The sequence below is a fragment of the Gilliamella sp. ESL0250 genome (assembly GCF_013345045.1).
Taxonomy (GTDB): Bacteria; Pseudomonadota; Gammaproteobacteria; order Enterobacterales; family Orbaceae; genus Gilliamella; species Gilliamella apicola_H.
The window spans coordinates 85,416-106,244 of sequence record NZ_JAAEDV010000007.1 but is presented as its reverse complement, the minus strand read 5'-3'; the positions used below and the strand labels follow the sequence as shown (position 1 = coordinate 106,244).

Genomic DNA, 20,829 nt, shown 5'->3' with positions numbered 1-20,829 from the left:
AATTATCGAAATATCAATTCAACCATAAAGATAACATCATGCAAAAGTTTAATGTCAAAACCTTTCAGGGGTTAATTCTTACATTACAAGATTACTGGGCCAATCAGGGGTGCACCGTGATTCAGCCTTTAGATATGGAAGTTGGTGCCGGCACTTCTCACCCTATGACCTGCTTACGCGCACTGGGGCCAGAACCAATTAATGCCGCTTATGTTCAACCATCGCGACGCCCAACAGATGGCCGCTATGGCGAAAACCCAAATAGGTTACAACACTATTACCAATTTCAAGTTATCTTAAAACCTTCTCCTGATAATATCCAAGAGCTGTATTTAGGCTCGTTAAAACAGTTAGGACTTGATCCCACTGTTAATGATATTCGTTTTGTTGAAGACAATTGGGAAAACCCAACGCTCGGGGCATGGGGGCTAGGTTGGGAAGTTTGGTTAAATGGGATGGAAGTAACCCAATTTACTTACTTTCAACAAGTTGGTGGACTTGAATGTAAGCCTGTTACCGGTGAAATCACTTATGGGCTTGAACGCTTAGCGATGTATATTCAAGGTGTGGATAGCGTTTATGATTTAGTTTGGAGCGACGGTGTATTTGGTAAAACCACTTATGGCGATGTATTCCACCAAAACGAAGTTGAGCAATCCACTTATAATTTTGAATATGCGAATGTTGAATTTTTATTTTATTGTTTTGAGCAACACGAAAAAGAAGCAAAATTTTTGCTTGAGTTAGAAAAACCACTTCCACTACCAGCTTATGAGCGTATTTTAAAAGCCGCCCACTGTTTTAATTTACTTGATGCACGTAAAGCGATTTCAGTGACTGAGCGACAACGTTATATTTTACGCATCAGAACATTAACCAAAATGGTGGCGGAAGCCTATTACGCATCACGTGAAGCACTTGGATTTCCTATGTGCCAAAATTCACAGTCTAACGAAAGTGCATCAAAGTAGGAATTAAAAAATTATGCAAAAAACATTTTTAGTGGAAATTGGTACCGAAGAGTTACCACCAAAATCACTCCGCACTTTAGCAGAAAGCTTTGCGGCTAATTTTATACAGCAGCTTGATAATGCCAATTTAGAACATGGCGAAGTACTTTGGTATGCATCTCCCCGCCGTTTAGCGTTAAAAGTCTTAAATTTAAATAACACACAACCCGATAGCCAAATTGTTAAACGCGGTCCTGCGGTCAGTGCGGCATTTGATGCCAATGGTAATGCAACTAAAGCCGCTCAAGGTTGGGCGCGAGGTTGTGGTATTACAGTTGATCAAGCCCAGCGTATAACAACCGATAAAGGCGAATGGTTGTCGTATACTCACAATCAAAAAGGTCAACCCGTAGTTAATCTTTTATGTGATATGGTTAAAACTGCATTAAGCAAATTACCTATCCCTAAACCAATGCGTTGGGCAGCTCGTCAAGTCGAATTTATTCGTCCATGCCATACTGTCACCATGTTGTATGGTGATGAGCTTGTGCCTGGTACCATTTTAGATATTGAGTCAAACCGCGTTATTCGTGGTCACCGTTTTATGGGTGAACAAGAGTTCACTATCGATAATGCCGATCAGTACCCCGAAATTTTGGAACATCGTGGTAAAGTCATTGCTGATTATGACAAGCGAAAAGCTATGATTAAGCAACAAGCTGAAAGCGAAGCGGCTAAACTTCATGGTAAGGCTGATTTAACTGACACGCTACTTGAAGAAGTCTGTTCTCTTGTTGAATGGCCTGTTGTGCTAACCGCTAAATTTGAAGAGCGATTTTTACAAGTGCCGGCTGAATCACTGGTTTATACCATGAAAGGGGATCAAAAATACTTTCCTGTTTATGATAAACAAGGCAAATTATTACCAAACTTTATTTTTGTGGCTAATATTGAATCGAAAGATCCACAAGTTGTGATTTCGGGTAATGAAAAAGTGGTTCGCCCACGCCTTGCTGATGCTGAATTCTTTTATCAAACCGATTTAAAACAACGTTTAGAAGATCGTTTGCCTCGTCTTGAAACGGTGTTATTTCAACAACAACTTGGAACTGTTAAAGATAAAGCAATTCGCATAGCGTCGCTATCAGGCTTTATTGCCGACAAAATTGGCGCTAATATTGAGCAAGCTAAACGAGCAGGTAAATTAACAAAATGCGATTTAGTGACCAACACCGTTTTTGAATTCCCTGAAACGCAAGGTATTATGGGGCGCTATTTGGCACTTAAAGATGGCGAAAGCATAGAAGTTGCCACCGCTATTGAAGAACAATATAAACCGCGTTTTTCAGGTGATGAATTACCGAGTACGGCAGTGTCTTGTGCAGTTTCTATCGCTGAAAAAATGGATACTTTAGCGGGTATTTTTGGCATTGGCCAGCACCCTAAAGGTGATAAAGATCCTTTTGCATTGCGACGCGCTGCGATTGGTGTTTTACGAATTATTGTAGAAAAGGCATTACCTTTAGATCTTGTTGAATTAGCCAATTATGCCACATCGTTATATGGCGAAAAACTGAATAATAAAAATGTGGTTGAAGATATTGTTAATTTTATGCAAGGTCGTTTCCGCGCATGGTATCAAGAACAAGGCTTTGCCATTGATACTATTCAAGCAGTTTTAGCGCTTAATCCAACAAAACCGGCTGATTTTGATGCGCGCATTAAAGCAGTCACTCACTTTAGAACCTTGCCAGAATCCTCATCATTAGCTGAAGCTAATAAACGAGTATCAAATATCTTATCTAAAGCCGAAATTGCTATTCCAGAGCAGATCAATGCAGCCTTGCTAGAAGCAGGCGCTGAAGGCGAATTAGCTAAAAAATTGGCAATTTTAACCGATAAACTTTCACCTTATTTTAATGAAGGTCGTTATCAAGATGCGTTAGTTGAATTATCGTCACTAAAAGAAACGGTGAATGCGTTTTTTGATTCTGTCATGGTTATGGTTGACAATGAACAAATTAAACTTAATCGGTTAGCGCTTTTGAAAAAGCTACAAAACTTATTCTTAAAAGTCGCTGATATTTCATTATTGCAAGCTTAATTTTCGAATTTAATCATTCAAAAATAATAGTGGTAACTAAATCGGTTACCACTTGTAAGGAACTTATATGGAAATGCAAAAAAAAATCTCTTTTTCTTTAGTTTTTACACAAACATGCAATTTTTTTCGTAATCGTATTATACCAATTGCGCTTGTAAGTCTATTAGTAGCACTAATGAGCTCAGTTATAAGTTACTACCTTTACAAACCAGAAACGTATACACAATTATATTTATCAGGAAATACCACTAGCTATGTATCAGTTATTATTATAGCAGTTGCAATCTCTATTGTTATGAAATCAATTAGTATTGCAACAGTTTATAACCTTTATGTAAGTGATAAACTTAACCCCAAATTATTACTGTCTAGAGTATTAGAAAATCTATTAAAAATTATTGCTTTTTACCTTGTTATGATTTTTCACTTAGTTGTTATAGTATTATTTTTATTTTTAATCCTTATTATTTTAAATTTACTACTTCCCAAATCTTTGATTATTTCATTAATTTTTATAACGCTAATTATTTCCTCTGTACTTTTCTTTATTTTCACTAGCTTCTTTTTTGGATTATTGGCTGAATCTAAACAAAAAAGTTTCTCTGATTTATTTTCGTTAAGTTGTCAACTGACAAAAATGCAATGGCGTCCTTCTTTTCTTATGCTATTAATTAATATCGCATATTTAATGATTATTACTATATTGTCTATGATAATCGATGAAAACAATATTATAGTAGTTAATATTATCTTTTCGTTCTGTTCTGTCTTTTTTGATATCTTCCTGACGAGCTTTTTCTATCGTCTTTATTGGTTAGTAACTAATGATGCTAACTCAAACTTTCCAACAAAAGATGATCAGCAAGAAACTAATAGTTTGATCGTTTAATCATTCTCATCCTTACCAATTTAGATTGGTGAGGAAACTCACTTGCTATATCAATTTGCTGTGTATTATATTTGTTATAATGAAAAACCATTTGGATAACAATTATGACACCCGCTATTAATTTACTTAAAAAGTTAAAAACTAAATTTAACATTCACCAGTATAAGCATGATCCAAATCAAACCAACTACGGGCAAGAAGCGGTTGCTAAACTTGATCCCAGTTTAAATGTCACTGCAGCGCAAGTATTCAAAACGCTGATTGTGAGTTTGAACGGTAACAATAAAATGTTAGCGGTTTGCGTATTGCCAGTTGAGTGTCATTTAGATCTAAAAAAAGTGGCCAAAGCACTAAACTGTAAAAAAATAGATTTAGCTGATGCTAATTTAGCTCAAAAGGTAACAGGTTATTTAGTGGGAGGAATTAGTCCACTAGGTCAAAAGCAGCAACTGCCCACACTCATTGATTTAAGTGCCAATAAACACACAACAATGTTCATATCAGGTGGCAAAAGAGGATTAGAAATTGAAATTACACCACAAGATTTAGCCGATATATTACAAGCTAAATTGATTGAAATAGCTGTTTAAAATGACTAACAGTATAAATTTTAATTGGGATACAATATTGTTTATAAATAGGATAGAAAAACCAACAGATATGCTATTTTAGGAGTTTTTTCTTTCTCGGAAAAATAAGGCCATAAGGCTATACCCTATGACCTATTCTTCTATCAATCAAATTGACAGAAAGATAAAAAGCAACTTATTTAATTGCTTCTTTTAAACTTTTACCTGATACAAATGCAGGTACTTTACTTGCTTCAATTTTAATTTCTTTACCTGTTTTTGGGTTACGACCAGTACGCGCTTTGCGATCATTAACTTTAAAGGTACCAAAACCAACTAATTGAACTGGTTCACCAGCTTTTAATGATTCAGTAATAGCAGCTAGTGTCGCTTCCAATGCTGTTTTAGCAGCAACTTTAGTGATATCAGCTTTGCTAGCAATAGCGTCGACAAGTTCTGTTTTATTCATGGGTATATCCTTACATATTATTTTATTGTTAAAGTTAACATTATAAACGAAGCTAAAATTCAGCTTCGCTACTGTAAATAGTGTTTAGATTACATTGTGGTTAAATGTAGTCTATATTCGTCTAATATTAAAGAAAAATTTAATAAAAAATAAAAAAATTACACTTCAAACCGTTTAATCGCTTAAAAAAACGCCAATATTACTTACTCTGGAGGCTCGAATTTCGTCTTTTAAGCCTTTTATGAGCGCAATCATTTCATTATTTTCATCACGTAATAATCTTAATATTTCCCACTGTAAATCAAATTCATCAATCACACTAGGTAAAGTTTGTTGCGCATCTTGTGAAAGATTAACATTGGTTTTGGTCATTTCAAATTCAGCAACGGTGGTTGCCGATATGCTACTTACTTTAGCGGTATGCTCGCCCATTTCACCACTCAAATAAGAGTGTAAAACTTCACCAAGCGCCTGACAAGCATCGATAGCTGGATAAATCATATAAGGGCTATCTTCAGTGACAATCGGAATTATCGCTTCTAATTTTTCAAGCTGTAAATCAAAATTGATTTTTACATCTTCAACTAATAATGATTCCCAAACTAAATCTAGTATTTTTTTGTAACTTTTTGCATCATCGTCATTTTGCTGTTGTTGGCAATAAAAAACAAAATTGGGATACATTCGTTCGCACAGGCAAACCATAAATAAACGTTGTTGCCATTGTGGTAACTTTTCTACTCTTAATTGAACAGGATTTTTAATCATGATGAAACCTTTTTGACTGCCGATGTACTGCTTCAATTAGTTGCTGTACATGTTCTATGGGGATATCTTGGTGAATACCATGCCCTAAATTAAAAATATGTCCATTGTGATGGCCAAATTCACTAAGAACGGCTTCTACATTGGATTCAATTGTTTGTTTTTCTGCATACAAAACAGAAGGATCTAAATTACCTTGCACCGCAACTTGCCCTTTTTGGGTGATCTGGCTTAAATTCACCGTCCAATCCACCCCCACAGCATCACAGCCAGTGTTGATTATATTATCCAGCCATAATCCTCCCCCTTTAGTAAATAAAGTGACAGGGATATACGAGGTTATAACTTCACTTTTTTTACCTTGCTTTAATTGCGACAAGATTAATTGCATATAGTCAAGTGAAAATGTTTGATAACTTTGATGGCTCAATGCGCCACCCCATGTATCAAAAATCATAATAGATTGCGCTCCAGCTTGGATTTGCGCATTTAAATATAACGCAATACTATTGGCGAGCTTTTCAAGTAGCAAATGCAGTGCTTTGGGCTCACTATAGAGCATTTTTTTGATTTTAGTAAATGCTTTGCTACTGCCCCCTTCAATCATATAGGTTGCTAGTGTCCATGGACTCCCTGAAAAGCCTATTAATGGAACTTTACCATTGAGTTCTTTTTTCGTTAATCGAATCGCATCCATCACATATTTAAGTGATTGCTCAGGATCAGGGATGGGTAACTGTTTAATATCAGACAGACAAGATATCGACTTTGCAAATTTTGGACCTTCGCCCGACTCAAAATATAAGCCAAGTCCCATAGCATCAGGAATAGTTAAAATATCAGAAAAGATAATAGCAGCATCAAGATCAAATCGCTGTAATGGCTGTAAAGTGACTTCGCAAGCTAATTCTGGCGTTTGGCACATCGTCATAAAATCACCCGCGTGGGCTCTTAACTGACGATACTCTGGCAAATAGCGCCCCGCCTGGCGCATCATCCAAATCGGCGTGTAATCTACAGGCAAACATTGCAAAGCACGTAAATAACGGTCATTTTTTAATTGGCTCATATCCTCAGCTCTTTAAGTAAAGATGTTAGTTTGTCAAAAAGTTTCAGGAAAGTATGCGTTTTAGTATAAAACCATCTAATTATCTATTATTTGTGCTCCAAAGCTTAAGGCTGTGATAATGTATTTTGGGCATAATCAATTAAAGTTTCAGAAATAGTTTGCATTACGCTACTTTCTGGCGCAAAACGATGCCAATATAGCATACGCCTTTGATATAACCCTTCTGTTAAATTAACCAACTCACCGTTTTTTAACTCTTGTTCAACCTGTAACTTTGGCAGCATACAACAAGCTGAACCTTGTTTAGCTAATTGCACAAAAGCCTCGGATGAACTGGTAATATGGCAAATCACACTACCTGGGGTAAGATTAAAATTTTCTTGCAAAAAAGCCTGATGCATATCATCTAAATGGTCAAACGCAACAGCAGGCGCTTTTAGTAAAGATGAGCGATTCACACCATGTGGGAAGTACTTTTTTGCAAAATCAGGCGAAGCCACAAAAATATAATCTAACGCGCCTAACACATCAGATAAACAACCAGGTAAAGGATTAGCTTGAATACTAATTGCCGCAACCACTGTACCTAAACGGAGCAGTTCTAAGGTATGTTCTTCGTCTTTTACCTGTATATCAAAACGTAAGATATTTTTATCTAAAACGGGTTTTAACGCAGGTAATAGCCAAGTCGCTAAAGAATCGGCGTTGATTGCAACAGATAATGACAATGGCGTTGAGTTTTGTTCATTATCACCCAACCATTGTTGTTCTAATAACTCAACTTGGTGCAATAATCCTAAAAGATGCTCACCTTGCTTAGTGGCTTTGGGGGGAATAGTTCTAACCAACAATTGCTGACCAAAAAAACTTTCTAACTGCTTAATGCGTTGCGATACCGCAGGTTGTGTAATACACAGTTTATCTGCTGCCCGTTCAAATCCTCGTTCTTTTATCACTGCATCTAATGCTTGTAATGCTCTATAATCTGGACGCTTCATAATCTCTACACTAATGATTTGATCATTGTTTGAATATTCAAACTACTTTAATATCGCAATAAGTTTTCAACATATCAAAAGTTGATATATTTTCTTAAAATCCTAATGATTTTTACTTTCCAATTGGGTACTATGCCATATCTTCAATCATTTTGCTTTCAAAATTTTATTTTTTTAAGAAAAATTATCCTCAAAATAGGGTGATACCATGACACAAGACGAATTAAAAAAGGCTGTAGGCTGGTCAGCATTAAAATTTATCAAACCTGATGCTTATGTCGGCGTAGGAACAGGTTCAACGGCAGCGCATTTTATTGATGCATTAGCCACAATAAAAGATCAGATCAAAGGCACAGTTTCAAGCTCAGAAGCATCCACACAAAAATTAAAAAGCTATGGGATTCCAGTTCTTGATTGTAATGAGGTCGATAGTTTAGATGTTTATGTCGATGGTGCCGATGAAATCAATCATCATTTACAAATGATTAAAGGCGGTGGTGCGGCCTTAACACGTGAAAAAATTGTTTCAGCCATTGCCAAACAATTTATTTGTATTGTTGATGAATCAAAAGTTGTTGATGTGTTAGGTAAGTTTCCATTACCTATTGAAGTGATCCCGATGGCGCGTTCTTATGTTGCTCGCGAACTATTTAAACTAGGTGGTAAACCCATCTATCGTCAAGGCGTAGTCACGGATAATGGTAATGTGATTTTAGATGTCCATGATCTTATCATCGCCAATCCCATAGAATTAGAAAATCGAATCAATAATATTGCGGGTGTGGTAACGGTGGGATTATTTGCCAATAAAGGGGCTGATATTGCGCTTGTCGGATGTAGCACGGGTGTGAAAGAGCTTAGGTAAAATCATATATTAGAGCAAATTTATAACGGTATACCACAGTAAATACCAATTTGTATACGGAAAGAAAGAGAGGAAATAATGGCTATTCAGGCTTTAACCAAAGATGAAAACAAGTTTTTATTACTTGAAGGCGTTCATCCTAGTGCCATTGAAATATTAAAATCAGCTGGTTTTACCAATATTGAATATCATAAAAGTGCATTATCACCAGCAGAACTGAAACAAGCCCTGCAAGATGTTCGCTTTATTGGTATTCGTTCCAGAACACATTTAACCAAAGATATTATTGATGCAGCTCCAAAACTTGCAGGAATTGGCTGCTTTTGTATTGGTACAAATCAAGTTGATTTGGATGCTGCCACAGTGAAAGGTATCCCAGTGTTTAATGCACCATTTTCTAATACACGATCTGTTGCAGAACTGGTGCTAGCTGAAGCGATTTTATTATTGCGCCGCGTGCCCGAAGCGAATGCTAAAGCGCACCAAGGCAAATGGAACAAAATTGCCACGGGTTCGCACGAAGCACGAGGTAAAAATTTAGGTATTATTGGTTATGGACATATTGGTAGTCAATTAAGCATTTTAGCTGAATCACTAGGCATGAATGTTTATTTTTACGATATTGAAACCAAATTACCGTTAGGTAATGCTAAGCAAGTTTCATCAATGAAAGAATTACTGGCGACAAGCGATATTGTTTCAATGCATGTCCCCGAAAATGCAACCACGATCAAAATGATAAGTAACAACGAAATTGATGCAATGAAGCAAGACGCAATTTTAATTAATGCTTCGCGCGGTAAAGTGATTGATCTTGATGCATTAACTCAAGCCCTCAAAGCCAACAAACTCAGTGGCGCGGCTATTGATGTCTTTCCAACAGAACCAGCCAGTAACAATGATCCGTTTGAATCACCATTATGTCAATTTGATAACGTGATTATTACACCGCATATTGGCGGCTCAACTAGCGAGGCGCAAGAAAACATAGGAATTGAAGTTGCCACAAAACTTGCAAAATATTCAGATACTGGCGCAACTCTTTCGGCGGTTAACTTCCCTGAAGCCTCGTTACCTATTCCAGCCAAAGGTTCAAGTCGCTTTATTAATATTCACCATAATCAGCCTGGTGTACTAACCGCTATCAATACTTTATTTGCAGAACAAGGGCTTAATATTTCAGCACAATATTTACAAACCGACGCAAAAATTGGTTATGTTGTTATTGATATCGATAGAGTAAATGCAAATAAAGCCGAAGAATTGCTTGATAGATTAAAAAAAGTGTCTGGTACCATTCGCGCAAGATTACTATTTTAATTGACATTCACTCAATGCCACCTATCTTTTGATAGGTGGCTAATCATCACTGTTTTAATGACAGGTGGCAGAATTAACATAATCGCTAATCTAACACATCATCACCTTTAAGGACTGACACATGCTGCTTGTACATTGCTCCCTGAATCATCATAATACCATATACCACCATAGATTGGGCCAATGGTAAAATGTTGATTAGGCTCGCGCAGGGAAGCCGTCCAAAATCCATCCGAACCGCTACCACTTATCTCCCAAGAAACAGCATAATCTCCTTCTTGTAGGGTATCCTCTTCATTGCTCCATGGATATGAACTAGCCATACGCCCCCATTCATTAAATAATCCCCCTATCCAACGGTTGCCACGCTTAAAACTTAAGCGCCGTTGATATGCGTAAAAATCACCCAACTCTGGTAGACCACCAGTCCAACCGATCCCCGGATCATTGCTATTAGTGTAATCATTAACATCGGGGAGACGATAATGACTACCTAACCCTTGACAAAACTGTATGGCTTGCTCATATGTCATCGGGTTATATTCCAAATGCCCATTTTTTAGAATGATTGGATTATTTATGTACCAACGCTCTATCTTAAAGCTATAAAGTAATTTAGTATGGCTACTATCTGCGTAAAGCTTAAATACCGAAGGCGAAAAACGTTTATCTTTTGAATCGAGCGTTGGCCCTTTTAGCTTTATCTTTAGACCGCTTCTAACATCTATCGGTCTTGCATTCCAGCGTTCTTCATCTGCTCCCGCCCATCTCGGCTCCCAATTTACCTTGTCAGCAGAAAGGGACAAGGTGACGCCATGACCACTCTCCGCACTAACGGTAGCACCATTTGCGGCAATAATCTGTTCTGCCGTTATGCCCGATAATATTAAGAAAAAGTGTAAATTATCTGCTCCTGTTGTCGGGAAGTTATCACTGGGCTTATCGGCATCATTCACTTTAAATCCCACAAATGACACCCAATTAGGACCATTCATACGGTCGTCATGTCGAATTCCCCCCGAATATAGAATATTAGGGGAGGCATAACAGGCTGCTGGTTTGTCTGTCTTAGCTCCAAGATAATAAGTGTGGCTGATATCATTAAAAGTGCTGGTTTGTGGCACGCCATACTCGGTTGATAAATTACCCTTAGTTGCCGTAATGGTCAGTTGATAAGGCACATCACAAGCCGTTAATAATTTATTCGGGTTGGCTTTAATTTCGGCTGTAATATCTTTATTATCGGCGTTTTTCCATGCAACTGTCAGGCTACCTGTCGCGCTGGCATTTCCATCACCATCGGTATCTCCCCAATAATTATAGGGTTCAGCAATTAAATTATTCAGTTCAATTCGAGGATAATGACTATTACCCACTAATGGCACTAATGTTTGAATATCAGCAAAGGTTTTGGCTTCGCTGGGTAATGTTATGGGAGTGTTAAAGCTTGAATTATCTATCTTTGCATTAGGATATAAATCAGTATTTGCACCCGGAGCAATATACAAGCTGCCATCCGGGAATTTTATACCGAGCAAACCTTCGTCACTCATTGCCTTGGTTACGCCACCATCCATACTTAAATAAGGTGCACTCCCCTGTATAATGTTAGTGGTCGTTGCCGATAGCGCAATAGCTTTTGTTGAGACCATTAAGCCCAATAATGCTGTTGATGTTCGTTTTGTTAATTGTTCAAAAGATGTGACTTTTCGTTCCATCATTACTATTATCCATTTCCATATATAAGCCTTATTCAGCTTAATTTATTTTTATGTAATCAAATTAATTTGCCAGATAAATTTTGATAGTTTACTCACCTTTTTTATGAATAGTCTTGTAAAAATCATGCTATAAACACCTGAAATATACAAAGGGCACTACATCACGAAAGGAGCAAAGTAAATTATAAACAAAAATTAACATTGCTTGAAAGCAAAAAAACATGTTTTATTAAGATTTATTAACGTTTATTAGAGTTTATTAAGATGAAAGTTAAGCTAGCTGCTTTTAAAAATACCAAAGAACCCAATACTGCAATTTTCCCTAAACTGCATGGAGAATTAAAAGACAAACAATAAAGCAAATAATTCCCATATGTATAAAGGTATTTTCAAATAAACCCGAGGAATTGCTTGATAGATAAAAGATATAGAAAAGAATGTAGCTGCCACCATTCGCGCAAGATTGCTATTTTAATTGACCTTCACTCAATGCCACCTATCTTTTGATAAGTGGCTAATCATCACTGTTTTAATAACTGGAGGCAGAATTAACATAATCGCTAATCTAACACATCATCACCTTTAAGGACTGACACATGCTGCTTGTACATTGCGTCCAGAATCATCATAATACCAAATACCACCATCGAGTGCGTAAACGGTAAAATGCTTATTAGGCATATTTGTCAGAGTAGCCGTCCAAAATCCATCCGAACCGCTACCACTTAGCTCCCAAGAAACAGCATACTCTCCAGCTTGTAGAACTGTCTCCTCATCATCAAATGGATACCAACTAGCCATACGCCCCCATTCATTAAATAATCCCCCTATCCAACGGTTGCCACGCTTAAAACTTAAGCGTCGTTGATATCCGAAAAAATCACCCAACTCTGGTAGACCACCAGTCCAACCGAGCCACGAATCATTGTTATTAGTGTAATCGTTAATATCGGGGAGACGATAATGACTACCTAACCCTTGACAAAACTGTATGGCTTGCTCATATGTCATCGGGTTATAGTCTACATTCCCATTTTCTTTCATAGTAGGAGGATTATTTATATACCAACGCTCTATCTTAAAGCTATAAAGTAATTTGGTATGGCTACTATCTGCGTAAAGCTTAAATACCGAAGGCGAAAAACGTTTATCTTTTGAATCGAGCGTTGGCCCTTTTAGCTTTATCTTTAGACCGCTTCTAAGCTCTATCGGTCTCGCATTCCAGCGCGCGCTATCCTCATCACTCAACGACGTTCCACTCCAATTTACCTCGTCGGCAGAAAGCGATAAGGTGACACCATGACCACTCTCCGCACTAACAGTTGCGCCATTTGCAGCAATAATCTGTTCTGCCGTTATGCCTGATAATAATAAGAAAAAATGTAAATTATCTGCTCCTGTTGTCGGGAAGTTATCACTGAGCTTATCGACATCATTCACTTTAAATCCTGCAAATGCCACCCAATTAGGACCATCCATTCTTTTGTCAAATCGACCGTCATATCGGCTATTAGGATACGCATAACAGGCTGCTGGTTTGTCTGTCTTAGCTCCAAGATAATAAGTGTGGCTGATATCATTAAAAGTGCTGGTTTGTGGCACGCCATACTCGGTTGATAAGCTACCCTTAGTTGCCGTAATGGTCAGTTGATAAGGCACATCACAAGCTGTTAATAATTTATTCGGGTTGGCTTTAATTTCGGCTGTAATATCTTTATTATCGGCGTTTTTCCATGCAACTGTTAGGCTACCTGTCGCGCTGGCATTTCCATCACCATCGGTATCTCCCCAATAATTATAGGGTTCAGCAATTAAATTATTCAGTTCAATTCGAGGATAATGACTATTACCCACTAATGGCACTAATGTTTGAATATCAGCAAAGGTTTTGGCTTCGCTGGGTAATGTTATGGGAGTGTTAAAGCTTGAATTATCTATCTTTGCATTAGGATATAAATCAGTATTTGCACCCGGAGCAATATACAAGCTGCCATCCGGGAATTTTATACCGAGCAAACCTTCGTCACTCATTGCCTTGGTTACGCCACCATCCATACTTAAATAAGGTGCACTCCCCTGTATAATGTTAGTGGTCGTTGCCGATAGCGCAATAGCTTTTGTTGAGACCATTAAGCCCAATAATGCTGTTGATGTTCGTTTTGTTAATTGTTCAAAAGATGTGACTTTTCGTTCCATCATTACTATTATCCATTTCCATATATAAGCCTTATTCAGCTTAATTTATTTTTATGTAATCAAATTAATTTGCCAGATAAATTTTGATAGTTTACTCACCTTTTTTATGAATAGTCTTGTAAAAATCATGCTATAAACACCTGAAATATACAAAGGGCACTACATCACGAAAGGAGCAAAGTAAATTATAAACAAAAATTAACATTGCTTGAAAGCAAAAAAACACGTTTTGTTAAGATTTATTAAGATGAAAGTTAAATGTGATAACTATCGTATAAGTCAAAATTTACGAAACCTATCTTCTCTTAAATAAACAGGATTGCAGAAAATGTGAAACGCACTTTAATGGCGGTATAGCATAACCAGCAAATATTCGAAGCTTAAAAAATCAAAAAAACAAAAAGTTAAGCAATTTAAGTAAAAACACCTTATGAGTTTTAAGTGGGTTATTTAATGATAAAGTGTAAACAACCTAGTGCTTTCCTAAAGATAAAAATATAATTATTATGCAGATTAAATTCTTAACCAACCTCAAAAATAGTTAAATTTCTATGAAAAAATCGACTTTATTTATGTTTCGTTGGTCTTTACTTTAATAACTTTAATGCCTTTTTGGGTCAGTGCATCATAATATTTATTATCTAAATTATCATCAGTAATGATCGTATCGACAGCACTTAAATCACAAACAACATTGGGGCTACGGCGACCAAATTTTGAGGAGTCAACTAATAAAATTAACTTAGCAGCAGCTTTGCTCATAGCTACACTGCCATGATAACTTTCGTTAAAAGTTGTCACGCCACCGATCAAATCCACCCCATCAGCGCCCATAAACAGCTTATCGAAAGTATAAGATTCAAATGCCGCGATGGCTAAAGCGTTATTACTATGGAAGGAGGCCGATTTTCGACGAAACGTTCCGCCCGTTAAAATAATCGTTTGATCATTATCATTAGCAACCAGCTCATTGACCATATGCAAACTATTGGTCATAATCGTTAAATTATTAAACCTTGCTAACATGGGGATCATTTGCGCAACCGTGCTTCCTGCATCAAAAATAATTGAGTCGCCCTCATGAATTAGTTTAGCGGCTTCTTCTGCTATGGCTTTTTTTTGTGCCGTGTTAATATAAGTTTTATGATCTATGGCTCTATCGCCAACCTCTCGATTTAGCATTGCTCCGCCGTATGTACGCAAAACTAAACCACTTTCATGCAGTTGGGTGAGATCTTTACGAATGGTTGTCCCTGTTGTTTTAAAATGCTCGGCCAACTCTTCTACACTGATTTGCCCATTTTTTTGTAGATATTCCAGAATCGCTGTTTGTCGTTGCTTCACTTTCACAATTAAATCCCATTACCATTATCGACACGCATCATACATAAAATCACTTTAAAATATATTATTTCACAATAAAAGGGAATATTTTTCAAAATAAAAGTTAATTATTTTTTATTTGCGGTTAACGCTACAGTCAAGGCACTTTGACTAACAGGATCATTAGGGAAAATATTTGCAGGTATGATATCAGTGATAGATAAACCATGTAATTGATCAATGGGTTTTGGTAAAGCAAACACAGTGATGCCTTTCATTAATACTGAATCGATAACAATTTGGTGTTCATCTAATGAAATAGCAATTAATACCCTTGGTCTAAATCGCTTTGTTTTGCCACGGCCAACCCCTAAATAAGCTCCTTTTTTCATCGCTAAAAAAGCTTGATTAAAACGACGGATCTGAAGCCAACTAAATATGATTTGAATACACCAAGCAATAAGTGAGATAACAATCAAAGAGGTGGTCATATTCATATTGGGACTCCATGTTAAGTTTAGTGAGATTAAAAGCGCGAAAATTTTTTACAAAATTTTCGCATCCTATGTGTTATCTAAAACATCACTTGTCCACCAGTAATGTTGATTGATTGCCCAGTACAATAAGAGGCTTTATCACTTGCATAAAATAACAATACATTTAGTACATCTTGGTAATCGCAACCGCGTTTGAGTGGCACTTTATCAATATAGACTTGTTCAACTTGACTTTCTGGGATACCTAGTTTCTTTGCATATTGAGGTAATAATGATTGGAACATGGGTGATTTAAGCAAATTACCCAGCATCAACGAGTTAACGGTAATACCATGATCAGCAAGATCTAGGGCTAAAGATTGTGTTAATCCGACCCCCCCAAATTTGGCGGCACTGTATCCTGAATTATGTTTACTGCCCACTTTACCTGATTTTGAATTAATTTGAATAATTCGACCTTGCGTATTGCATTTGATCATTAATTTGGCAAATTCACGTGCACATAAAAAATAACCAGTGAGGTTAACATTAACAGATAACTGAAAATCATTCAATGCAAAATGGGTAATAGGTGCTGCTTTTGCAACGCCTGCGCTATACACCATTAAATCAACACGTTTAAACACATCATCAACATCTTGCGCTAATTGCAGCACACTTTCTTCGTTTGTAGCGTCAACACCAAACCCTTTTGCAGTGCCCGCACCATGCTTTTGATTAATTGCGTCAGCGACTTTATTTGCATTGTCCATATTCAAATCAGCAACAACAACATGATATCCGGCATCAGCGATACCATTACATAAAAATTCTCCTAGGGTTTGTCCCCCACCTATAATGACTGCGACTTGTTTCATTTTTATATTCCTCATCGATTTAAAATTTTAATTTCATCACCAATAGAAAGCTGATTTGGGCACTGCCCATCTAGGTGAACGTTTCCAGGTAGCTCAGCCTCATGGTTACCATCAAACTTTAATGTGATGTGCCCTAATTCACGAAAATTATCATTAGCAACTTCACCAACCGAAGTGATGAGATAACTTTGATTACCTAATTGAAATGCTTGTCCTACTTGTAGTTCTAGTTGAAAATCATCATGGCTATGAACAAAACAATAATCCGCTAAGTCTGATGGCGCGCCATCCTTAAATAGGATTAGCATGCCATCGGCTAAAGCTTCTTGGGCAAACTCTCCAATATGGTTAATTTTTGATTGATAAATAGTTTTTGACATCATTTAACCCTCTTAACTATTTGAAATGGTTAGTGATATATAAATAACGAAACAACCCATGCCGTTAATACTGTCGGAGCACCAGTTAAAAAGCGGCCAACAAGCACGGAGGGAACGCCGACACGTACCGTGTCTTGTTTCGCTTCAGCAAGTGATAAACCAACAGGAATAAAGTCACATGCAGCTTGCGCATTAATTGCAAACAATGCAGGCAATGCTAAATGAGGAGGAATATTACCAAGACCAATTTGCACCCCAACTAACGTACCAATAACTTGCGCAATAACCGCACCAGGTCCTAAAAATGGTGAAAGTAATGGGAAAGAACAAATCAAGGCTAAAATGATAAGCCCAATTGGGTTATTCGCTAGCGGAACTAAACCATGAGCGATAAAGTTACCCAAACCTGATGCAATAATGATTCCAATAATTGCAGAGACAAACGCCATAAAAGGAAGTATAGTTTTAAGCACAGTATCAATAGTGTCACGACCAGCTTGGAAGAAAACGGCAACGCCAGATCCCATACCAATACCAATTTTTGCTAATAATCCATCGCTTTGTTCAGTGATCTTTTTACTACTGTCATATTCTTTAAATTCAGATGATGAATTATGTATTGGTGATGCTTTGACTTCTGATGATGTTTCCCTTACTAAATCACCTTCTTTTTCTATCAACGTGATATTGTGGGGCTTTACCGCTGAAACGTAGATATCCTCAACGATATATTGAGCAAGTGGACCAGATTTACCGGTTGCGTGAATATTAATAGTTGGAATACGATTTTTAGGGTAGATACCGCAACGTAACGTGCCACCACAGTCAATCACAGCAACACCAATTTCATCTTTAGGTGGCTCACCTTCTTTAAAGCCATCAATTGCCTCCCACCCCGTTAATTCGGTTAATGTATCAACTATGGCTGGTTTTGTTCCTGCGGCGATATAAACAATTTTTTTACCGTCAATGACAGGAAGCTCTAATGGACCGCCCCAACCTGCTTCACCTTTTTCAATTCGAATAAATTTAACCATTTTGATATTCCTTATGATTATTTATAAATGAACTTTTCTTTCTAATTTAATCCCCATTTTTCTTTCAAAAATGGCGGTGCAAAAGTCAGTAATCCAACCTCTAAAAAAGTTAGTGACTAAACCAACAAGAAAATAGCTCACGGCAAGTGGTCCAAGTGGCAGGCCTAATTTTGTTAAACCAGCAGCAATACCTAAATAAACAAATAATTCACCAGGGTTAACATGGGGGAATAATCCATTCATTGAATGACAACTATAAGAAGATGCAGCGTAATAACTTGGTTTGTAAAACTCTGGCATAAAACGACCTAAGCTTAATGTCATTGGATTACAAAAAACAAAAGTGCCTATTAATGGTAATAAAAGATATCGAGAGATAGGATTGCCAGCACACGCTTGAGCTAAACGCTCGATACGTTCTTGTCCAATAAATTTAATAATCGCATTCATTACAACAAGCAGTGAAATTAATAACGGTAAAATCCCCGTTACCATTCCTACGAATACTTTGCCTCCTTCTTGGAATAAACCAATAAACCATTCAGCACCAAATGAAATAACGTCGATCATATTTCCTCCTATTTTCGTTAGATTTCGAGCGAATGGTATCAACTAAGAAAAGAAAAAACTTTTAATTAGATCACAATTTGAAATATTTTCTTTTAATTTGAAAGAAAATATTTCAAAAAGATAAAAACAAGAAAGAAATGAAAAAAGAATCATAGGTTACTGAAATAGCAATGATAGTAAAAAATTAACTTTTTTTATTGGACATTAACATTAAGTTGGCGTAATTTTGTCAATACGGGTATTTATTATTCACTTTAAAGGAGAATATATCATGGCTAAAAGTACGACTTCTGCTAAAAAGCTACAACAAGCAGCGATTTTGTTTCCAACTGATTTAGGTCAACAGGCATCAAAAGATATTTCTGGAGCAATGAATTCTGTTTTAGCAGATGTATTTGCTTTATATTTAAAAACCAAAAACTTCCACTGGCATGTGAGCGGTCCTCACTTCCGTGATTACCACTTAATGTTAGATGATCATGGTGATGAGTTATTTGCAATGACAGATCCAATTGCCGAACGTGTCCGTAAATTAGGTGGCACAACACTACGTTCAATTGGTCATATCGCTAAATTACAAAGTATTTCTGATAATAATGCTGATTTTGTTGAACCATCAGATATGCTTGCTGAACTTTGCCAAGATAACGTGAGACTAACAGAGCGTATGCGTGTAGCCCATGATATCTGTGATAAATATAACGATACTGCTACTGCAAGCTTAATCGAAGAGTGGATAGATCAAACTGAGCAGCGTGCATGGTTCTTATTTGAAGCCGGCCGAAAAGTCGACTCATCAGGACATTAATAAATAATTATTAATGACAATAATAAGAGGCATATTCAATGCCTCTTATTAAAACTACGTGGAGATTTAAGATGAGTAAAAAAATTGCTGTATTAGTTGGGAGTTTACGTAAAGACTCTTATAACTTAAAAGTGGCAAAAGTTTTTCAGAAAATTGCACCACCATCACTTTCGTTACAAATTATCCAAATTGGCGATTTACCTTTATATAATGAAGATATTGATACTGATACCCCGCCTGCCTCTTATACTCGTTTCCGTCAAGAATTAGCAGAATGTCAAGGTGCAATTTTTGTAACACCTGAATATAATCGTGGCTTGCCAGCGGTTATCAAAAATGCAATAGATGTCGGCTCTCGTCCTTATGGTAAAAGTATTTGGTCAAAAAAACCGGCTGCAATTATTTCGGTTTCTCCAGGTGCAATTGGTGGATTTGGGGCAAATCATCAATTACGTCAATCTTTAGTGTTCCTTGATATGCCAACATTACAACAACCAGAAGCTTATTTTGGTGGTGTAAGTACTGCCTTTGATGAACAAGGCAATATTACCGAAAAAAGCAAAGAATTTTTATCATTATTTATTAATACTTATGCTACTTGGGTTGAAAAATTAAGTTAATTGATATAAATTTTATTATTCGCAGCCAAGCTTTTTTGGCTGTTTGATTTATTGGTAAGTCAGTTTAATTCCTCTGTAATGATATTATCTACTCCAAAAAGTGAGCAAGAGCTATTAAATCGTGCACAGTTAGTTGCAGGATATTCTTTTGGTGAAATAGCACAATACTTAAACATCACGATACCTGATAACTTAAATAAAAAAAAAGGTTGGGTAGGTAACCTTATCGAAACATTTTTAGGTGCAAATGCTGGCAGTAAAGCTGAGCAAGATTTTGCCAATCTAGGTATAGAGCTAAAAACGATTCCTGTTGATAAGCAAGGTAAACCACTAGAAACGACCTTTGTCAGTGTCACGCCATTAATGGCTAATCATGGTGTTATTTGGGAAACAAGCCATGTTAGATACAAGCTTGCCAAAGTGCTTTGGATCCCAATAGAGGGAGAAAGAACCATTCCACTTTCACATCGCAAAGTTGGAAACCCTATTTTATGGACACCAACAGAAGAACAGGAACAACAGCTAAAACAAGACTGGGAAGAATTAATGGATATGATAGCGCTAGGGCATGTTGAAAAAATTACGGCTCGATATGGCACTTACTTACAAATTAGACCTAAAGCAGCCAATGGGCAATCTTTGACCGAAGCAGTGGGCGAAAATGGGCAAATTATTTTAACGCGTCCACGCGGGTTTTATTTAAAAAAAACGTTTACGATGCAAATTTTGCAAGCTTCAATGTGTAGTGCCGACCAAGGTAGATAAGCTATGAGTAGATTAACTTTAAATAATTTAATCTGTTAATATTGCATCAGCGGCGTT

The 20,829-nt window shown here is 36.8% G+C and carries 21 protein-coding genes; 9 read left to right on the top strand and 12 right to left on the bottom strand.

Annotated features, from left to right (window positions below; all coding sequences use genetic code 11):
* Nucleotides 1-38: 38 nt before the first annotated feature.
* The 4 genes from glyQ to ybaK all read left to right on the top strand — a co-directional run bounded on the left by glyQ (nt 39) and on the right by ybaK (nt 4,533).
* Nucleotides 39-971, top strand: a complete 933-nt coding sequence (gene glyQ, locus GYY69_RS07305) for a glycine--tRNA ligase subunit alpha (protein WP_065638543.1) — start codon at nt 39-41, stop codon at nt 969-971.
* Nucleotides 972-981: 10 nt separating this feature from the next.
* Nucleotides 982-3,054, top strand: coding sequence for a glycine--tRNA ligase subunit beta (glyS, locus tag GYY69_RS07300; RefSeq protein WP_174797098.1), 2,073 nt, complete (start codon nt 982-984; stop codon nt 3,052-3,054).
* 67 nt (nt 3,055-3,121) lie between these two features.
* A complete protein-coding gene (locus GYY69_RS07295) occupies nt 3,122-3,943 on the top strand; it encodes a hypothetical protein (RefSeq protein ID WP_174797069.1) in 822 nt (273 codons plus the stop codon).
* 104 nt (nt 3,944-4,047) lie between these two features.
* Nucleotides 4,048-4,533: a Cys-tRNA(Pro) deacylase gene (ybaK, locus tag GYY69_RS07290; protein ID WP_174797068.1), complete on the top strand. Its 486-nt coding sequence runs from the start codon at nt 4,048-4,050 to the stop codon at nt 4,531-4,533.
* Between the two features lie 175 nt (nt 4,534-4,708).
* Here the strand turns inward: ybaK and GYY69_RS07285 are convergent, their stop codons facing one another.
* From GYY69_RS07285 to GYY69_RS07270, 4 genes are all read right to left on the bottom strand, one after another.
* Nucleotides 4,709-4,981, bottom strand: coding sequence for an HU family DNA-binding protein (locus GYY69_RS07285; protein ID WP_065638539.1), 273 nt, complete (start codon nt 4,979-4,981; stop codon nt 4,709-4,711).
* A 174-nt stretch (nt 4,982-5,155) separates the two neighbouring features.
* Entirely contained in the window at nt 5,156-5,749 is a 594-nt protein-coding gene (locus GYY69_RS07280; RefSeq protein WP_174797067.1) for a YjaG family protein, read from the bottom strand.
* A complete protein-coding gene (gene hemE, locus GYY69_RS07275) occupies nt 5,742-6,815 on the bottom strand; it encodes a uroporphyrinogen decarboxylase (RefSeq protein WP_174797066.1) in 1,074 nt (357 codons plus the stop codon). The genes GYY69_RS07280 and hemE overlap by 8 nt, the downstream gene beginning before the upstream one ends.
* A gap of 104 nt (nt 6,816-6,919) precedes the next feature.
* On the bottom strand, nt 6,920-7,813 hold the full coding sequence (locus GYY69_RS07270) for a LysR family transcriptional regulator ArgP (protein WP_174797065.1): 894 nt from the start codon (nt 7,811-7,813) through the stop codon (nt 6,920-6,922).
* A 208-nt stretch (nt 7,814-8,021) separates the two neighbouring features.
* On the opposite strand from GYY69_RS07270, the gene rpiA reads away from it, so the two are divergent.
* Nucleotides 8,022-8,678: a ribose-5-phosphate isomerase RpiA gene (rpiA, locus tag GYY69_RS07265; protein WP_174797064.1), complete on the top strand. Its 657-nt coding sequence runs from the start codon at nt 8,022-8,024 to the stop codon at nt 8,676-8,678.
* Between the two features lie 78 nt (nt 8,679-8,756).
* The gene (gene serA / locus GYY69_RS07260) at nt 8,757-9,998 is read left to right on the top strand and encodes a phosphoglycerate dehydrogenase (protein WP_174797063.1); all 1,242 of its coding nucleotides are present in this window, start codon (nt 8,757-8,759) and stop codon (nt 9,996-9,998) included.
* Nucleotides 9,999-10,105: 107 nt separating this feature from the next.
* On the opposite strand, the gene GYY69_RS07255 is transcribed toward serA, so the two are convergent.
* The 8 genes from GYY69_RS07255 to srlA form a co-directional block, all read right to left on the bottom strand.
* On the bottom strand, nt 10,106-11,719 hold the full coding sequence (locus GYY69_RS07255; RefSeq protein WP_174797062.1) for a hypothetical protein: 1,614 nt from the start codon (nt 11,717-11,719) through the stop codon (nt 10,106-10,108).
* 582 nt (nt 11,720-12,301) lie between these two features.
* A complete protein-coding gene (locus GYY69_RS07250; RefSeq protein WP_174797061.1) occupies nt 12,302-13,918 on the bottom strand; it encodes a hypothetical protein in 1,617 nt (538 codons plus the stop codon).
* Between the two features lie 567 nt (nt 13,919-14,485).
* The gene (gene srlR / locus GYY69_RS07245; RefSeq protein ID WP_065638531.1) at nt 14,486-15,265 is read right to left on the bottom strand and encodes a glucitol operon DNA-binding transcriptional repressor SrlR; all 780 of its coding nucleotides are present in this window, start codon (nt 15,263-15,265) and stop codon (nt 14,486-14,488) included.
* Nucleotides 15,266-15,366: 101 nt separating this feature from the next.
* A complete protein-coding gene (locus tag GYY69_RS07240; RefSeq protein WP_174797060.1) occupies nt 15,367-15,735 on the bottom strand; it encodes a transcriptional regulator GutM in 369 nt (122 codons plus the stop codon).
* A 77-nt stretch (nt 15,736-15,812) separates the two neighbouring features.
* Entirely contained in the window at nt 15,813-16,592 is a 780-nt protein-coding gene (gene srlD / locus GYY69_RS07235) for a sorbitol-6-phosphate dehydrogenase (RefSeq protein WP_174797059.1), read from the bottom strand.
* An 11-nt stretch (nt 16,593-16,603) separates the two neighbouring features.
* Nucleotides 16,604-16,972, bottom strand: a complete 369-nt coding sequence (locus GYY69_RS07230; protein WP_174797058.1) for a PTS glucitol/sorbitol transporter subunit IIA — start codon at nt 16,970-16,972, stop codon at nt 16,604-16,606.
* Between the two features lie 29 nt (nt 16,973-17,001).
* The gene (gene srlE, locus GYY69_RS07225) at nt 17,002-18,009 is read right to left on the bottom strand and encodes a PTS glucitol/sorbitol transporter subunit IIB (RefSeq protein ID WP_174797057.1); all 1,008 of its coding nucleotides are present in this window, start codon (nt 18,007-18,009) and stop codon (nt 17,002-17,004) included.
* Between the two features lie 21 nt (nt 18,010-18,030).
* Nucleotides 18,031-18,579, bottom strand: a complete 549-nt coding sequence (srlA, locus tag GYY69_RS07220; protein ID WP_174797056.1) for a PTS glucitol/sorbitol transporter subunit IIC — start codon at nt 18,577-18,579, stop codon at nt 18,031-18,033.
* A gap of 271 nt (nt 18,580-18,850) precedes the next feature.
* On the opposite strand from srlA, the gene GYY69_RS07215 reads away from it, so the two are divergent.
* From GYY69_RS07215 to mutH, 3 genes are all read left to right on the top strand, one after another.
* Nucleotides 18,851-19,387 carry a Dps family protein gene (locus GYY69_RS07215; protein WP_160430242.1) on the top strand — a complete coding sequence of 179 codons (537 nt, stop codon included), beginning with the start codon at nt 18,851-18,853 and terminating at the stop codon, nt 19,385-19,387.
* 71 nt (nt 19,388-19,458) lie between these two features.
* Complete coding sequence (locus tag GYY69_RS07210; RefSeq protein WP_174797055.1) at nt 19,459-20,007, top strand: NADPH-dependent FMN reductase; 549 nt, start codon at nt 19,459-19,461, stop codon at nt 20,005-20,007.
* Nucleotides 20,008-20,085: 78 nt separating this feature from the next.
* Nucleotides 20,086-20,772, top strand: a complete 687-nt coding sequence (gene mutH, locus GYY69_RS07205) for a DNA mismatch repair endonuclease MutH (RefSeq protein ID WP_174797054.1) — start codon at nt 20,086-20,088, stop codon at nt 20,770-20,772.
* The last annotated feature ends 57 nt before the right edge of the window (nt 20,773-20,829 follow it).

Bases quoted from the DNA above. Each gene is read 5' to 3' on its own strand.
- glyQ (WP_065638543.1), top strand. From the start codon at position 39: ATGCAAAAGTTTAATGTCAAAACCTTTCAGGGGTTAATTCTTACATTA.
- GYY69_RS07295 (WP_174797069.1), top strand. From the start codon at position 3,122: ATGGAAATGCAAAAAAAAATCTCTTTTTCTTTAGTTTTTACACAAACA.
- ybaK (WP_174797068.1), top strand. From the start codon at position 4,048: ATGACACCCGCTATTAATTTACTTAAAAAGTTAAAAACTAAATTTAAC.
- GYY69_RS07285 (WP_065638539.1), bottom strand. From the start codon at position 4,981: ATGAATAAAACAGAACTTGTCGACGCTATTGCTAGCAAAGCTGATATC.
- GYY69_RS07280 (WP_174797067.1), bottom strand. From the start codon at position 5,749: ATGATTAAAAATCCTGTTCAATTAAGAGTAGAAAAGTTACCACAATGG.
- hemE (WP_174797066.1), bottom strand. From the start codon at position 6,815: ATGAGCCAATTAAAAAATGACCGTTATTTACGTGCTTTGCAATGTTTG.
- GYY69_RS07270 (WP_174797065.1), bottom strand. From the start codon at position 7,813: ATGAAGCGTCCAGATTATAGAGCATTACAAGCATTAGATGCAGTGATA.
- rpiA (WP_174797064.1), top strand. From the start codon at position 8,022: ATGACACAAGACGAATTAAAAAAGGCTGTAGGCTGGTCAGCATTAAAA.
- serA (WP_174797063.1), top strand. From the start codon at position 8,757: ATGGCTATTCAGGCTTTAACCAAAGATGAAAACAAGTTTTTATTACTT.
- GYY69_RS07255 (WP_174797062.1), bottom strand. From the start codon at position 11,719: ATGATGGAACGAAAAGTCACATCTTTTGAACAATTAACAAAACGAACA.
- GYY69_RS07250 (WP_174797061.1), bottom strand. From the start codon at position 13,918: ATGATGGAACGAAAAGTCACATCTTTTGAACAATTAACAAAACGAACA.
- GYY69_RS07240 (WP_174797060.1), bottom strand. From the start codon at position 15,735: ATGAATATGACCACCTCTTTGATTGTTATCTCACTTATTGCTTGGTGT.
- srlD (WP_174797059.1), bottom strand. From the start codon at position 16,592: ATGAAACAAGTCGCAGTCATTATAGGTGGGGGACAAACCCTAGGAGAA.
- GYY69_RS07230 (WP_174797058.1), bottom strand. From the start codon at position 16,972: ATGTCAAAAACTATTTATCAATCAAAAATTAACCATATTGGAGAGTTT.
- srlE (WP_174797057.1), bottom strand. From the start codon at position 18,009: ATGGTTAAATTTATTCGAATTGAAAAAGGTGAAGCAGGTTGGGGCGGT.
- srlA (WP_174797056.1), bottom strand. From the start codon at position 18,579: ATGATCGACGTTATTTCATTTGGTGCTGAATGGTTTATTGGTTTATTC.
- GYY69_RS07215 (WP_160430242.1), top strand. From the start codon at position 18,851: ATGGCTAAAAGTACGACTTCTGCTAAAAAGCTACAACAAGCAGCGATT.
- GYY69_RS07210 (WP_174797055.1), top strand. From the start codon at position 19,459: ATGAGTAAAAAAATTGCTGTATTAGTTGGGAGTTTACGTAAAGACTCT.
- mutH (WP_174797054.1), top strand. From the start codon at position 20,086: ATGATATTATCTACTCCAAAAAGTGAGCAAGAGCTATTAAATCGTGCA.